The organism is Trichocoleus desertorum AS-A10 (assembly GCF_039962155.1).
Classification (GTDB): Bacteria; Cyanobacteriota; Cyanobacteriia; order FACHB-46; family FACHB-46; genus Trichocoleus.
The window spans coordinates 279,884-294,603 of the sequence record NZ_JAMPKN010000002.1 but is presented as its reverse complement, the minus strand read 5'-3'; the positions used below and the strand labels follow the sequence as shown (position 1 = coordinate 294,603).

The 14,720-nt window shown below is 51.1% G+C and carries 12 protein-coding genes; 8 read left to right on the top strand and 4 right to left on the bottom strand.

Annotation, left to right across the window (positions count from 1 at the left end; translation table 11 throughout):
- Window positions 1-2 precede the first annotated feature (2 nt).
- The gene (cimA, locus tag NDA01_RS05125; RefSeq protein WP_348227105.1) at window positions 3-1,661 is read left to right on the top strand and encodes a citramalate synthase; all 1,659 of its coding nucleotides are present in this window, start codon (window positions 3-5) and stop codon (window positions 1,659-1,661) included.
- A 4-nt stretch (window positions 1,662-1,665) separates the two neighbouring features.
- Here the strand turns inward: cimA and NDA01_RS05120 are convergent, their stop codons facing one another.
- The 3 genes from NDA01_RS05120 to cruF are packed head-to-tail and all read right to left on the bottom strand — an operon-like array spanning window position 1,666 to window position 4,711.
- Window positions 1,666-2,460, bottom strand: coding sequence for a ZIP family metal transporter (locus NDA01_RS05120; protein ID WP_348227104.1), 795 nt, complete (start codon window positions 2,458-2,460; stop codon window positions 1,666-1,668).
- Between the two features lie 32 nt (window positions 2,461-2,492).
- On the bottom strand, window positions 2,493-3,743 hold the full coding sequence (cruG, locus tag NDA01_RS05115) for a 2'-O-glycosyltransferase CruG (RefSeq protein WP_431193321.1): 1,251 nt from the start codon (window positions 3,741-3,743) through the stop codon (window positions 2,493-2,495).
- The gene (cruF, locus tag NDA01_RS05110; RefSeq protein ID WP_348227103.1) at window positions 3,740-4,711 is read right to left on the bottom strand and encodes a gamma-carotene 1'-hydroxylase CruF; all 972 of its coding nucleotides are present in this window, start codon (window positions 4,709-4,711) and stop codon (window positions 3,740-3,742) included. The genes cruG and cruF overlap by 4 nt, the downstream gene beginning before the upstream one ends.
- A 473-nt stretch (window positions 4,712-5,184) precedes the next feature.
- On the opposite strand from cruF, the gene NDA01_RS05105 reads away from it, so the two are divergent.
- The 7 genes from NDA01_RS05105 to proB all read left to right on the top strand — a co-directional run bounded on the left by NDA01_RS05105 (window position 5,185) and on the right by proB (window position 12,487).
- Window positions 5,185-6,384: a F420-0:Gamma-glutamyl ligase gene (locus NDA01_RS05105; RefSeq protein ID WP_348227102.1), complete on the top strand. Its 1,200-nt coding sequence runs from the start codon at window positions 5,185-5,187 to the stop codon at window positions 6,382-6,384.
- A gap of 156 nt (window positions 6,385-6,540) precedes the next feature.
- Window positions 6,541-7,935 carry a GNAT family N-acetyltransferase gene (locus NDA01_RS05100; protein WP_348227101.1) on the top strand — a complete coding sequence of 465 codons (1,395 nt, stop codon included), beginning with the start codon at window positions 6,541-6,543 and terminating at the stop codon, window positions 7,933-7,935.
- 64 nt (window positions 7,936-7,999) lie between these two features.
- Window positions 8,000-8,470 (top strand): Holliday junction resolvase RuvX, encoded by a 471-nt coding sequence (ruvX, locus tag NDA01_RS05095; protein WP_348227100.1) that lies wholly within the window; start codon window positions 8,000-8,002, stop codon window positions 8,468-8,470.
- A gap of 179 nt (window positions 8,471-8,649) precedes the next feature.
- Window positions 8,650-9,237: a DUF3727 domain-containing protein gene (locus NDA01_RS05090; RefSeq protein ID WP_242024560.1), complete on the top strand. Its 588-nt coding sequence runs from the start codon at window positions 8,650-8,652 to the stop codon at window positions 9,235-9,237.
- A 56-nt stretch (window positions 9,238-9,293) separates the two neighbouring features.
- The gene (mltG, locus tag NDA01_RS05085) at window positions 9,294-10,436 is read left to right on the top strand and encodes an endolytic transglycosylase MltG (RefSeq protein ID WP_348227099.1); all 1,143 of its coding nucleotides are present in this window, start codon (window positions 9,294-9,296) and stop codon (window positions 10,434-10,436) included.
- A 112-nt stretch (window positions 10,437-10,548) separates the two neighbouring features.
- Window positions 10,549-11,070, top strand: a complete 522-nt coding sequence (locus tag NDA01_RS05080; protein ID WP_190554105.1) for a YqeG family HAD IIIA-type phosphatase — start codon at window positions 10,549-10,551, stop codon at window positions 11,068-11,070.
- A gap of 244 nt (window positions 11,071-11,314) precedes the next feature.
- On the top strand, window positions 11,315-12,487 hold the full coding sequence (gene proB, locus NDA01_RS05075) for a glutamate 5-kinase (protein WP_348227098.1): 1,173 nt from the start codon (window positions 11,315-11,317) through the stop codon (window positions 12,485-12,487).
- Window positions 12,488-12,571: 84 nt separating this feature from the next.
- Here the strand turns inward: proB and NDA01_RS05070 are convergent, their stop codons facing one another.
- Entirely contained in the window at window positions 12,572-13,690 is a 1,119-nt protein-coding gene (locus NDA01_RS05070; RefSeq protein ID WP_348227097.1) for a helix-turn-helix domain-containing protein, read from the bottom strand.
- Between the last annotated feature and the right edge of the window lie 1,030 nt (window positions 13,691-14,720).

Genomic DNA, 14,720 nt, shown 5'->3' with positions numbered 1-14,720 from the left:
CCATGACCTCACAACCTTCTCCCCAACTCTGGATTTATGACACTACCCTGCGGGACGGTGCCCAACGCGAAGGGTTATCTCTATCCCTAGAAGATAAACTCCGCATTGCTCGGCAACTCGACCAACTGGGAGTGCCGTTTATTGAGGGAGGCTGGCCCGGAGCGAATCCTAAGGATGTGCAGTTCTTTTGGCAAATCAAAGAAGCACCACTGGCTCAGGCAGCAGTTGTGGCGTTTTGCTTTACTCGCCGTCCCGGAAGAACCGCTGCGACTGACCCCATGTTGCAACCCTTACTAGCCGCAGGCACCCACTGGGTCACAATTGTGGGCAAATCCTGGGATTTGCATGTGACTGAAGGCCTGAAAACCACGCTGGCCGAAAACCTGGCGATGATCCAGGACACGATCGCCTATCTTCGCAGCCAAGAACGGCGGGTGATTTATGATGCGGAGCATTGGTTTGACGGCTATAAGCATAACCCCGACTACGCACTGGAAACGCTAGAAACCGCGATCGCAGCAGGAGCGGAGTGGTTAGTTTTATGTGACACCAACGGCGGAACCTTGCCGCACGAAGTTAGTCAGATTGTGCGAGAGGTCAAGCAGCGCTTAAGGGAGCGTCGAGCCGCTCAAAACGCGGATTTCCACGCTCCCTTACCCCCCTTGGGCATTCACACCCACAACGATACAGAGATGGCGGTGGCCAATGCGATCGCGGCAGTAATGGAAGGGACCCAGATGGTGCAGGGCACGATCAACGGCTATGGCGAACGCTGTGGCAATGCCAATCTTTGCTCCCTCATTCCCAACTTGCAACTGAAGCTGGGCTATGCCTGCTTACCCCCCGAAAAACTGACGACGTTAACGCAACTCAGCCGTTATGTCAGTGAAGTAGTAAACCTGGCTCCCGACGACCATGCTCCTTATGTGGGCCTTTCGGCCTTTGCTCATAAAGGGGGCTTGCATGTTAGCGCTGTGGAACGCAATCCCATCACGTACGAGCACATCCAGCCAGAGCTAGTCGGCAACAACCGCCGAATTGTTATTTCTGACCAAGCAGGTCTGAGCAATATTCTGGCAAAGGCGCGGAGCCTCGGTATCGAACTCGACCCGCAAGACCCCACCTATCGCCAAATTCTGCAACACCTGAAAAATCTGGAGCACGAAGGCTATCAATTTGAGGCAGCAGAAGCCAGCTTTGAGTTGCTGATGCGCGAAGCATTGGGTCAACGACAGCAACCATTTGAACTCAAAAGCTGGCAAGTTCACTACCACATGATGCCCGACACCGACCCATCGCAGAGTTTGTCTTTGGCAACCGTGAAATTGGCAGTAGATGGCCAAGACATTCTCGAAGCAGCGGAGGGTAACGGCCCAGTTTCTGCACTGGATACAGCTCTGCGTAAAGCCTTAGTCAGCTGCTACCCAGAAATTGAGAGTTTCTATCTCACCGACTACAAGGTGCGGATTTTGGATGGTGGGTCGGGCACCTCTGCTAAAACTCGCGTGCTGATTGAATCTAGCAATGGCTATCAACGCTGGACTACGGTGGGCGTTTCCACCAACATTTTGCAAGCGTCTTACCAAGCTGTGGTGGAAGGTTTGGAGTACGGCCTGCTCCTGCAACGCCAAGCCAAGTTAGCCCTGACCACTTCTACCTAAGCAATTAGCCCAAGGTGACATCTAGAAACATCATGGAAACGAAGCCGAGGATGACGCCGAAGGTTGCGCCTTTTTCGTAGCCGAGGCGGTGGGATTCTGGAATAATTTCATCGCTGATCACAAACAGCATGGTTCCCGCAGCAAAGGCCATTGCCCAAGGCAAAATCGGTTTGGCAACGGAAACCACACCTGCACCGATCGCGCCACCCACAGGTTCGACTAAACCAGTCATCAGAGCCACTAGCAGGGCCGTCCATTTGGAATATTTCTCACCAACTAAGGCTAAGGCAACGACGAAGCCTTCGGGCATATTTTGCAGCCCAATTCCGGTAGCGAGGGTGATGCCGTTGGCTAGAGTTTCGCCGCCAAAGCCCACGCCTACTGCTAAGCCTTCAGGGAAATTATGAATGGTAATCGCAATAATAAAGAGCCAAATCCGCTTTAAGCTCGCCGGATTGGCACCTTCTGGGCCTTTAATAAAATGCTCGTGAGGAGAATAGCGATGGCTGAGACAGAGAAACAATCCACCTAGAATCATCCCCACGGTAACGATCGAGGCTGCTACCACTTCGCTACCTGTCTGCTCCGTTGCAGCTTCAATCCCTGGAATTACCAGGGAAAATGAAGTTGCGGCTAGCATCACCCCTGCTCCAAACCCCATCAAAGCCCCCTGAAACTTCTGGGTGACTTTGCTCAAGAACAGAATAGGTAAAGCTCCGACTCCTGTAGCCAATCCTGCGAGCAGACTGCCAAATAAGCCCAGATAAAACACTGGTAGTTGAGCAAAGCTGTGGAGCATGGGGTAAAGCCAGAAGAGATTAACGAGATGGGCTAAGCCTGGGTGTAACTCCGCCCTCGCCACTGAATTGAGGTCTGGGTAGACGAAAGGAAGATGCGGAGTACAGCCAAGGGATCGGCTAGAGGAGAGAGCCAGAAAAGCCAAGCCGCTTTCGCTTGAGTGAGGTCGTAAGAAGGCGCGATCGCCCACAGCAATCCTATCCGCATGGCTAGCAAACCTAGGTTTAAGCCTAAAGCCGCCACCACGGGTAAAGAGCCAAACCCTAGGCTGATCCAGCTCAGCAATATCAGCGTTAGAGTTACTGGTAAGCCCTGCACAGCAGTGAGCAGCCATAGATCACCCCAAATCTGACCACGGGCTGCCGCATCCTTGAGGTCGAGCGATCGCCCCCATTCGCGCCAAGTTTCCGCTGCTCCTTCGTACATTCGTACCTTCAGCAACTTCGAGCCATCAAAGAAGCCCACCTTGGCTCCTTGGGCAGCCGCATACCGAGCCAGCGTAACATCATCACAGAAGGAGTTGCGCGCGCTGCTGTAACCGCCCACAGCTGCCAAAACCGAGCGCCGACTGAGGAAGCATTGCCCATTTGCCATCACCCGTTCAGCGGAATTGTTAGTTTCGCCAGCGGGGCCGAAGCGATACACCAACGTCATTAGCAGAGCGGGCTGTAACCACAGCTCTCCCGGATACTTGAGGATGAATTGAGGGGCTAGGGAGAGAATGTCGTAGCCTTCCGCGATCGCGGTCTTCACCAAACTGCTAACCAAGCCAGGGTTGAGGTACGTGTCGGCATCCACGCCCAGCACCCAGTCGCTTTGTTCCGAGCTTTCGACGAAGCCTGTATGTAAAGCCCAGGGCCGTCCCACCCAACCTGGAGGTAAAGGATCATCCGTCAGCAACCGGAAGCGCGGATCAGCTTGTCCCGCTCGTTTAACCAGATCTGGCGTGCCATCTTGGGAACGGCTGTCCACCACCAAAACTTCTCGCACTTCATAGCTTTGCTGGCTCAAACTGGCGAGACAAGGCCCAATTCGTTCTGCTTCGTTGAGCGTAGGAACGACAACGCTGACCTTTCCCAGCAGCTCTGGGCTAGGTTTCTGAGGCTGTAAGGGCGGGTGACGAGTAGGACCGCGCAGCAAACGGGACAGCAAAATCGCGACAGCGGGAATTTGCAGCAGCAGTAGGACAAGGGCGATCGCTCCTGTTACAGAACCATCTCCTTGTCCACTGAACGCTACTGGAGTCAAAGCGAACTCATGCAACAAGACGAAACTGAGATTCACTTCGAGCCGAGTTCCATAGGCGCAACAGACAATTCACTCGCCAGACTAATCGCTGGTTCACTGACTTCGCCCACAAAAGGCAACACAGCCTCTGTCGTATTGCCATTTTGGTAGGCAATGCTAGTAGCGGGGGCCATGCGCCACAGAATCAACGCTGGAGCCACACCAAGTGCCAAGCCTAAGAGCACTGGAATCCAGATGCCTGCGGCCAAGCTCATGATCATCGCGAAGGCGAAATTGCTGAGGTAAATCGCCAAAGGCAACTGCAACTGCTGACGAGTGAGTTGGATGGGCGCTTTACCCCATAGCAAAGCGGCCACGCTCATAAACACTGCCCCAGTGCCCCACCACCCTGCAAAGTTTTGGTAAGGCATGCCGAAGAAAGCGCCTGGTTGTTTCCACTCCCAAAAAGGAACTGCCGTTTGGCTCATGGCAGGATCTAGCACAAAGTCCCAGGAGGTAAGTAGCAGAGCACCCAGGGCGATCGCTAAGCTACCCCGGACCCATCCTGGCAACTTGGTCTGCTGGCTAGCCTCCAAACCCACGCGGGCCAATAGATAGGAAGCACAACCGAGGTAAAACCAAGACAAAGGAATCGTGAACGGCACCAAGCCCGCAATCTTGTAACCCAAACCGCTCAGATAATCGTAGTTACCAAAGGGGAAACCAGTGCTAGTGCCCGAAAGTTCGCTGGAAAGAGAAATGCAGACAGAAGGCACCATAAACGCCAGCCAACGCTGCCAGCCCAAGGTCCGATAGGTGTAAATGGCAACGGCGATCGCTCCTAGCAGAATGTAAACCACGCCGCCCCCAGCCATACTCCACTGAAACAGCGTTTGCCCCGCTGGAGGTAACATCAGAACAAACTCTGGGTGGGGTAAAACTAACAGCAATCCAGCTAGTCCAAAGGCCATTGCTACCACATGGCCAATTAAACTGAAGCGCTCAGCAGTCAAAAGTTGCTTCATACAGACTCCTCAGAAACCAAAGCACTCTGTGAGTGCATCCTAAAAGTTTACAAACGTTTAAGAAAAATCTACCGACTCAGTTCAGCCAGGTTCGATCGAGCTGAGCAGCTATATTGACAGATTTGGATCAACTCCAAGCCCTGACAGCTATAGCAATCTCCAGCCGCTCAAACTTCATTCACTCATCATAATAAGTTTTGTAAACCTGAAACGAGAAAAAAGCTGTTCGTTTCGGAACATCTGGCACGGGCTTGAATAATAAGGCTATTAGCTGGACGCTTGAGCCCAGAGGGAAACTTGACAAAAACTATGATTTTCCTCGCTGCCAAGCACCCGTTTCTTCTATAGACTTAAAGACGCATTGTTTCAAGTACTTGGACTTGGTTAGAGATCACACTGCCTTAAAGTGGTTTGATTGCAACCAATTTGCACTAGGTAATTGCTTTAGTTAATTGATCGAGGGTTGGGCGACTGTGGGGAGTATCGGAATTGGTTTAGGAGCAGCGGCGCTACTCGTCGGGCTGGGGGGCTTAGCGCTAGAGAGTCAATATCGTCGCCGCCCAGGAAACGACCTGGAGTTGACCTCAGGTAACTGGCAACTGGAGGTGTACGAACCGCAACGGTATGTCCTGGTCGGTGAGCTAGAGCTGTGCAACCGGACTCGCACCCTAGAAATTATGGTGCCAGAAGTTCAGGCTCAGGTAAAACTGTTATCCAAGGCGAGCTTGGAGGGTGTAACCCACACCACAAGAGTGATTCCTAATCATGCAGATACCCCAGCTAGACCCGATGACTACTGGTTTGGCTACATCGTTAAAATTGGCAAGTCTACCCGTCTGCAAGTTGTGGTGGAGATGCAAGGTGAAGACCTGACACCCCTTCAAGTTGCCTGGATTCAAATTCGCTACGTCACCTATGGTCCGGAGGGGCGCATTTCTAAAGTGCGGCATGTGATTGTGCCGCTGCAATTCCCGACCCCTGAAACCGCTCCCTCGCGCTGGCGACCTGCTACCAATGCCGATGTGTTACCCATCCGCACGCATCTGCTGACGCACTTAGATGATCCGGTTGAGGTGATCAAGCGCTACGTCGCGCCTTACTCGCAACCCGGAGATGTGGTCACCCTGGGAGAAAGCCCGGTGGCAATCATGCAAGGGCGGTTTCGGCACCCCACACAAGTTAAGCCTGGTTGGGTTGCGAAGCGATTGTGTTACTTCTTCTTGCCTACTTCCAGCTTGGCGACCGCTTGTGGTTTGCAAGCTTTGGTAGATATTGTGGGGCCTGGGCGAGTGGTCTTTGCATTCGTGGTGGGCGCGATCGCCAAAATCTTTGGTAAGCCGGGTATGTTTTACCAGTTGGCTGGGGAACAAGCTCGCCTGATCGACGATGTAACGGGCACTCTGCCGCCTTACGACCAATTTATCGTCATGGGGCCAGAAAACCCGCAGCAAGTGGTGGACCAGATTTACCGAGAAACAGGGTTACTGGCTGCGATCGTAGACGTGAACGATTTAAAAGCAGTTAAGATATTGGCAGCATCCCCTGGCCTAACTCAAACCTTTTTGGAGCAGGCATTAATCAGTAATCCCGCCGGAAATTCTGACGAACAAACGCCAATCGTTTTGATTCGACCCACTGATGCCAATGGGAGCGTCAAGCCAGCAGTTAGCTGAGTAAATTGATGGTTTTTTGACTGCTTCTATACGTTCAGTCTGGTTGCCTCGGCGACTTGGAGCCGTGAGTTTGGGTTGATAAAAAAGCTCTACAGGGGTAGATGAAGACTTCGGGCCTTAACTGTTACCCTAGGCTTAACTGTAGCCTTACCTGTCATGACTTCAGTCTCCCAAAACTCCAACTCTGTGATTCGTCCAGTCCAGCACCAAGACCTGGACATTGTTGAGCCGTTGTTTGTGGAGGCTGCGATCGCAGACAATCACAGCAACTTAGATGCCGTGCAGCGACGCTTACAGCAGGTACGGCGCTGGTATGGGCTGTTCAAGTTTCTCAGCTTGTTTCCTAATCCGTTCCAGTACCGCTTTTGCGCCTATGTCGCAGAGCAAGATCATCAAGTGCGGGGTGTCATTCAAGTGTCGCCGTTTAATCGCACTCGCAGCACTTGGCGGGTAGAGCGAGTGGGGGTGGTGGAGACAGAATCTCAGACTCAAGGGACGGGCTCCCAACTGCTGCGGTCTTGCTTTGAGGCGATCTGGGAAGCGCGTACTTGGCTCTTAGAAGTCAACGTCAATAACAAAACGGCTTTAGCTCTCTATCGCCAAAATGGGTTTCAGCCGCTAGCTCAACTAACTCACTGGGCGATCGCGCCAGAGTTGCTGCAAGAACTAGCCGAGCGCGAACCGGATTTGCCTAACTTGCTGCCTGTGAGTAATGCCGATGCGCAGTTGTTGTATCAGCTCGATACGGCAGCGATGCCACCTTTGGTACGACAAGTGTTCGATCGCCACCTGCATGACTTCAAAACCAGCTTGTTTGGGGCACTACTAGAAGGTGTGAAGCAGTGGGTTAATCAGACTGAAGTGGTTAGTGGCTACGTGTTTGAACCCCAACGCAAAGCTGCCATTGGTTACTTTCAGATTCAACTCTGTCGCGATAGTTCCCAAAACCATGTCGCTCAGTTGACGGTTCATCCTGCCTACACCTGGCTGTACCCAGAACTACTATCTCAGATGGCCCGGATTGCCCAAGATTTTCCGGCGCAGGCGCTGCTTTTGTCTTCGGCAGACTATCAACCAGAGCGAGAAGAATATTTAGAGCGCATTGGTGCAACCCGCACCGAGCATACGCTAATGATGTCGAGATCGGTCTGGCACAAATTGCGAGAAGCCAAGCCCGTCTCCCTAGAAGGCTTGCAGCTATCCGATGTTTTGCAAGGCTTCCAACCTGCGCGTAAGCCTGTGCCTGGTCGGATGTCTCTCCCCAACCTATGGCAAGGCGACAAAACTCCTGATTCAACCGAAGCTCCTTTAGCTTATAGCGAGGCTTCCGACGCTGAAACAGCAGCGGGAGCGCTTTCCACACCAGAGTCATCTGCCGTCACACCTCCATCTCCAACTGTTTCGGAAGCACCTGCCCGCAAGTTAGGCTTTTCGATCGGTCGTAACTTTTGGGGTAAACGCCGCATCTTCACCAGCAAGAAAGAGCTAAAGCTCAACCCTGTGCCAGAAATTCATTTTCCCCAGGGACATCAAAATGATTCCTGGTGCTAAGCTGGCTGAGTTGATGCAGTTCACTCAGCCTCACTGCTACGGCTGCCATAGGAATTAACCCAGCATGGCGAGGATTTCAGCTCTAGGTTTAGATGTCGGCAGAAAGCGCATTGGCGTGGCAGGTTGTGATGGCACTGGGCTGATTGCGACTGGGCTAACGACGATTGAGTACAAATCCTTTGTCCAGGTAGTAGACCAACTTAGAGACTTGATTCAGCAGCGTCAGGTGCAAGTTTTGGTAGTCGGTTTGCCTTATTCCATGGATGGGAGCTTGGGTTTTCAAGCTAAGCAGGTACAAAAATTCGGCAAACGGCTAACAGCAGCCCTGCAACTGCCCGTGGAATATATGGATGAACGACTTACTTCGTTCCAAGCTGAGCAGTTACTTCAAGCTGAAAATATTTCCCCATCACGGAATAAGGCGTTAATCGATCGCAAAGCTGCGGCCCTAATTCTGCAACAATGGTTAGATCAGCGCCGCTCTCAAAAAATGCAGGATTCTGCCATGACAACCCCAAACTCTGCACTGATGTAGTATGCTGGCTTCGCCGCTTCTACGTTGCGATATTTTGCCAATTCAACCGATTGACCCATTCACTGGTCAGGTTGAATTCGAAAGATTGCCTGAGTCAGATGCAGTCAACTAGGCTGCAAAGTGTCTATGTAGGAGATACTTTTCAGAGGAAAGCGCTTGAATAATGCAGGAGAAATCCGATGACTGAGTCAAATATGGATCGAGAAGGCGCAGGCATGCACGAAGAAGATTTTGATGCCCCAACGGTAGTACTAACCGATGAGACAGGGCGATCGCTGAGCTGCTATATCGAGCATTCCATTGATATCGAGGGCCAAGACTACGTATTCCTGCTCCCGGTTGACTCTCCCGTCGAAATTTTTGCTTGGCAAGAAGAAGGAGATGAGGAAGAAGCCATTCCCGTCGAGGACGAAGCAGAAATTGAACGGATTTTTCCGATCGCCCGTGCCGTTCTGCAAGAGCAGAATTTGGAACTTAAGCGGACTGCGGTCACTCTTACAGTGGAGGGTGATCTGCCAGAAGTTAGCGAGGAAGACTTAGAAGTCGCCAACGATGGGGATTCGGAAGAGCATGAAGAGTTGCAATTGCTCGCCAGCTTCTACGACGAAGAGCAAGAATACGCCATTTATGCGCCCCTAGATCCATTCTTCATTTTGGCTAGGCTAGATGCCGATGGACAGCCTAAATTGCTCTCACCCGAAGAACTGAGCAAGATTGAACCGATGCTGCCGATGATTGAAGATCAACTCTTTGATGAAATGGAATAAGGCTGAGTTGAGCCTTGCACGCACCTGCCGGGAAACGTGATTCACTCAACTAAACCATGAAAGCTGTTCAACGTATTTCCAAGTGGTCGTTCTACTTATTACTCTTACCCGCAGTTCTGGGCCTATCGGCTTGGCAAGGTTGGGCTTGGTGGAGTTGGGCAAGTGCCCCTCCCCTGACGGTAACTTCGTCAACCTCAAACTCAGCACCGGCGGCGGCTACGAGTAAAGCAGTACGGATTCAAATTCCTCCTGGCACGCCTGCCCAGCAAATTGGTCGCGATTTGGAGGGGGCGGGATTAATTCGTTCGGCCACGGCTTGGGATCTCTGGACCCGCTGGCTATCTTTGCAGAATCGGCAGGGTGGCTTTCAAGCTGGAACTTATGAGTTGTCACCCGCACAACCTTTGCCTGCGATCGCCGACAAAATTTGGGCTGGAGAGGTAGTACAGGCTAGCTTTACCATTCCGGAGGGCTGGTCCCTGCAACAAATGGCGGCTTATTTTGAGTCGCAGGGCTTTTTCAAAGCTCAAGAATTTCTCACCGCTGCCAGCCAAATTCCCCAAAATCAATATGCTTGGTTGCCGCCAGGGCTACCCCACTTGGAAGGCTTTTTGTACCCCGATACTTATCAGTTGTCAGACGGCCAAATTACGCCTCAAGCGGTGTTAGAGCAAATGCTCAACCGCTTCGAGCAAGTTGCTTTATCTCTCTATCAACAGAATCAGCAACAAACCAAACTGAGTTTGCTGGAGTGGGTGACCTTAGCCAGTATTGTGGAGCGGGAAGCAGTGATTCCTGCTGAACGACCCCGAATTTCTGGGGTGTTTACTCAGCGTCTGCAACAAGGCATTCCCTTGGGTGCAGATCCAACTGTGGAATACGGCTTAGGAATTCAACAAACGCCTGACCAACCTTTGACTCTGGCTCAAGTCAATACAGCCTCGCCTTACAATACCTATCTCAATGCAGGTCTACCCCCTACACCCATCGGCAGTCCTGGCTTAGCGAGTCTAGAGGCAGCTCTGAAGCCTGAAAAAACGGAGTACCTCTATTTTGTCGCTCGCTATGATGGCACGCATGTGTTCAGCCGTACCTTAGCAGAGCATGAAGCTGCCCAAGCTCAAATTCAGGACGGGCGGGCGGCTGTACGTAATGCTGAAACAGAGAATGCCTCAAAAACTCCTCAGAAACGTGAGTAACCTCTGACCTGTGGTTGATAAAGGTTTGACCGAGTGAGTTGCTGGTCTGGTTTTATCAGCCTACTTTCCCTTGTTAATTTCTCTCTTTGTTAGCGCTATCCTGTTTTGATTTATGTCTTGGGGTTCCCTATTACAGCCTGATTTGAATTTGGAAGGCTCGATCCTAACGCTGACACCAGAGATTGTGCAGCAGTATGACTTGAAGGGGTTGATTTTAGATGTGGATGAAACCCTAGTACCTTTTAGAACGACGCAAGCCTCAACGGAATTGCTGTATTGGGTAGAAGACATTAAACAAGTTGCGACGCTCTGGTTGGTGAGTAATAACTTGAGTGAGAGTCGCATTCGTGGCATTGCTCAGTCTTTGAATTTACCCTACCTATTTGGAGCAGGCAAACCCTCTCGCCGCAAATTAAGACAAGCTGTGACTGCGATGGATCTGCCCGTGGAAAAAGTGGCAATGGTGGGCGATCGCCTCTTTACAGATGTTCTGGCAGGGAACCGATTTGGCATGTTTACCATTTTGGTGGAACCAATGGTAGACCCCACTCAAGTCGCCCGTCGCCATCCTGTCCGTACGTTTGAAGTTTGGCTATCCCAAGCTTTGGGTGCTTCTTTAACCTCCAAGCAATAGGCTTAACAAGTCTTCGCAGAGCGTGATAAATCTAACAAATCAAAAATATAAAGAAAACATTATGAGATCCGAGCTCTGCTAAAAATTTCTGGCATTCTATATAAAGTTCAATTGGGGTCAGCGAAGATAAAGACCCTAACGCATAAATCGCTGTGAATACTTATGTAAAGCGCCAGCCTCATCAATAGAGGGTCTGGCGCTTTACACTTTCTCTAGTGACACTCGCGAAATTCAGTCTGTTTTCATGCCTCAAACCCTAGTTATCAAGATTGGAACTTCGAGCTTGACGAATCCCAGTACTGGGTATTTGGCTCTATCCACGATCGCGGCTTTGGTCGAAACGTTAAGCCAATTAAGGCAACTGGGCCATTCCGTAATCTTGGTGTCTTCGGGAGCCGTTGGGGTTGGCTGTGCCCGCTTAGGCATGACCGAGCGACCCCGCACGATCGCCCTAAAGCAAGCTGTAGCGGCTGTGGGTCAGGGCCGATTAATGCGGGTTTATGATGACTTTTTTACGTCACTACAACAGCCGATCGCGCAAGTGCTGCTGACCCGGACTGACTTAGTGCAGCGCAGTCGCTACCTGAATGCTTACGGTACCTTCCAGGAATTGCTGCGGTTGGGCGTGATCCCGATTGTCAACGAAAATGACACTGTCGCTGTGGACGAGTTGAAGTTTGGCGATAACGACACCTTATCTGCTTTGGTCGCCAGCTTGGTAGAAGCAGATTGGCTGTTTTTGTTGACCGATGTCGATCGCCTGTACTCGGCTGATCCCCGCAGTAATCCAGACGCCCAACCGATTAGTTTAGTGCAATCGATCGAACAGTTGGAATCGCTACAAGTACAAGTTGGCGATCGCGGCTCTCGTTGGGGCACAGGTGGCATGGTCACTAAAATTACCGCGGCCCGCATTGCCACAGGCGCAGGGGTGCGAACAGTGATTACGGAAGGGCGATCGCCTCAGAATCTACTCAAAATTGTGCAAGGCGAACCAATTGGGACTCACTTTGAGCCTCAGCCCCAAGCAGCCAGTGCTCGTAAGCGTTGGATTGCTCACGGTTTACTGCCCGCTGGCAAACTGTATCTAGATGACGGTGCTGTTAAAGTGATTTGTCAGTCAGGCAAATCTTTACTCGCAGCTGGGATTGTGGAAGTGGAAGGAGAATTCCAGAGCCAGGACGCGGTGCAACTCTGCGATCGCAATGGTCGCGAAATTGCCAGAGGACTGGTCAACTACAACAGTGCACAACTACAGCGGATTCGGGGCTGCCGTTCTGAAGCAATTCCTAGCATTTTGGGTTATGCCGCGCCAGAGACTGTGGTGCATCGAGATAACTTAGTGCTGAGTGGGCAACCCAGCCCCAACTCCCCTTCGCTCAGGGTGATGGTCGAAGAACCGGATATTCCCCTTTAGCCATTGGCACACCCAGTCGAGATTTGGATCAGGGCGAACGGTAATTCGCCCCTGCATAGCCTTGCGTGAATGTTGATTGAGCTGTTAGTTAGAAAAGGCCTCTGGTGGGGCAATATCTGGCCCAGCTACAGCTCCAATCTTGCTGGCTTTCAGCCCTGGGGTTGTCTTAGGAGTTTGCTGACGTGATGAAGGAGTAATGGAGGCTTGCTCTGGAAAGACCTGAGTGGTGTCAGTAGCAGCTTCGGGTGCATGTTGATGGGATAGCCAGGTTAAACCACCTACGGCACCCGCCATGAGAGCTGCATAACCAACATATAAATGTACGGGTCGCAGGCATAATCCACCGGACTCGGCTTCTGGATGATACCAGGATGGTAAAACTGATTTGACTGGATCGGGCGCTGGGATTCCCGCCACGAGATTATTACCATCTAAGCCCAAAGCGTTGCCAATGCGCCGGATAAAGCCCCGGACATAGACATCTTCTGGCAATTGCTCAATGCGGCCTGCTTCGAGGGCTTGGAGCTGATGAATCGGCACCAGCGTTAGGCTGTGGAGTTGGTGCAACGAGAGCGATCGCGCCTGTCGAGCTGCCCGAATATCCTGACCAACTTGACGCAGGCTTTCCTCTCTTTCTTGGGCAAACTTCTGCGCGGCTAGCTCTGCCTTTGTGAGTTTCTTAGTTGGCTTGCCCATCATGCCTAAAAGGAAGGGCTGCTCTTCTACAGGAGTTGATTTGACACCTTCAACCGCCGTTGCTTCCAAGGGAGCATCCTCTACGACCACAACCATATTCTCGTTAGTGGTGTTTTCGTCGGTGAAGGCAGAAGTTGTTGGGGTTGAAGTTTCGATGGGGCTTTCAAGGGTAGCGGAGCTAACTGCGGCTGGTAGCTCTTCTGCTGCCTCTACAACTTCATCTTGACTAGCCCCTTGCTTGAGCGAAGCAGAAATAGCTCGATATTGCTTAAAAAATTGCCGAAACGCGAGTCGAATGGCTTCTCTGCTCACTGCTTTGACGAGGGTCTGGGCTCCCCCAGCAGTTTCGCCCAGCATGGTTTGTAGGCCAGCCAACACTCGGCGATAGACTTCACTGTGATAGAGTTCGGACTCTATTTGGCCTAGGATGGTTCGCAATTCTTCTTGGGAAATCTCAATTGCGATGTTTCCAGTAGCGTCTGAGCAATACACAGGTTTTAGTACCACGATGTCTCGAATCTCCTTGCTTAACTAGAGATAGGGCTGAACTGACTAAGCGATCAGGATGCAGCAAGGGACTCAGCCCCCGTGTCTTGGTCCTGTTGATTAAACTTTTTTCAAAAGGTATTTGTAGGGCAACAAGTGATATTGAAAAAGGTTTATTCAATCAGTCACAGGTGTCAGTACATCGACCCTCTATCCAATCATTTCTTCGCTCAGCTGGTACTAATTCCGGACAAGCCTTGAGATTATTATCTATCGTGAGATTTGGCTGCGAGATTTGGCTATAAGATTTGGCGATCGCGACCTAGCAAAATGCGAGCCTTGAGATCATTAAAGACTCAGGGCTCGCATTGTTGTTATCTATAACCGCATCCATCTTCTAGGGAGTGTATGGATGATGACAATCAAAATCTGGCAGATGCGGTGATTTTAATCATAGGTAAAAATTTATGGCTGCTCAGAAATAAGGAATAATTCCTCAGAGCAAATCCTTCTAGCGGCGTCCTTCAGGTTCATAGGCTCTCGACCAGCAACGCTCTAACACTTCAACTTTGTGCACGTGCCAGAAGCGCTGGGGATTTAAAATCACTTTATGGCTGGAGGAGAAAACAGGTTGATTGAGGAATTGCCAGAAGGGGAAGCTCATGTTCATGGGGTTGTGCTCTTGAGGTGTAGGGCGGAGGCAATGAAGCAGGTGTCAAAAGATACCAACGTTTTATTCTGCCGCGCTGTTTGGTGTTGTTATTAACATGCCAGAAGTCACTACTAAATTTCCTAGTGAGGATTGCGGAATCTTAGAGGCTATTTTTTCAGGCTCCGTATTTTCACGAGGTAAAGAACGCGACAGTACTGAAATATCGGTAGTGGGTAATGCTGTTGAACTGCGCCAAATGAGCTGGCTGTAGTCATGTCGTGGGGGCTCTATTTCATGAATCGCTCCAAAGGAATCGAAACAAAATCTCTATCTTTAGATTCCGCAATGGTAAGAGCTAATCCGCACTGTTATAGATGAAAAGTTGATGTTTAAATGCAC

Bases quoted from the DNA above. Each gene is read 5' to 3' on its own strand.
- cimA (WP_348227105.1), top strand. From the start codon at position 3: ATGACCTCACAACCTTCTCCCCAACTCTGGATTTATGACACTACCCTG.
- NDA01_RS05120 (WP_348227104.1), bottom strand. From the start codon at position 2,460: ATGCTCCACAGCTTTGCTCAACTACCAGTGTTTTATCTGGGCTTATTT.
- cruF (WP_348227103.1), bottom strand. From the start codon at position 4,711: ATGAAGCAACTTTTGACTGCTGAGCGCTTCAGTTTAATTGGCCATGTG.
- NDA01_RS05100 (WP_348227101.1), top strand. From the start codon at position 6,541: ATGACTTCAGTCTCCCAAAACTCCAACTCTGTGATTCGTCCAGTCCAG.
- ruvX (WP_348227100.1), top strand. From the start codon at position 8,000: ATGGCGAGGATTTCAGCTCTAGGTTTAGATGTCGGCAGAAAGCGCATT.
- NDA01_RS05090 (WP_242024560.1), top strand. From the start codon at position 8,650: ATGACTGAGTCAAATATGGATCGAGAAGGCGCAGGCATGCACGAAGAA.
- mltG (WP_348227099.1), top strand. From the start codon at position 9,294: ATGAAAGCTGTTCAACGTATTTCCAAGTGGTCGTTCTACTTATTACTC.
- NDA01_RS05080 (WP_190554105.1), top strand. From the start codon at position 10,549: ATGTCTTGGGGTTCCCTATTACAGCCTGATTTGAATTTGGAAGGCTCG.
- proB (WP_348227098.1), top strand. From the start codon at position 11,315: ATGCCTCAAACCCTAGTTATCAAGATTGGAACTTCGAGCTTGACGAAT.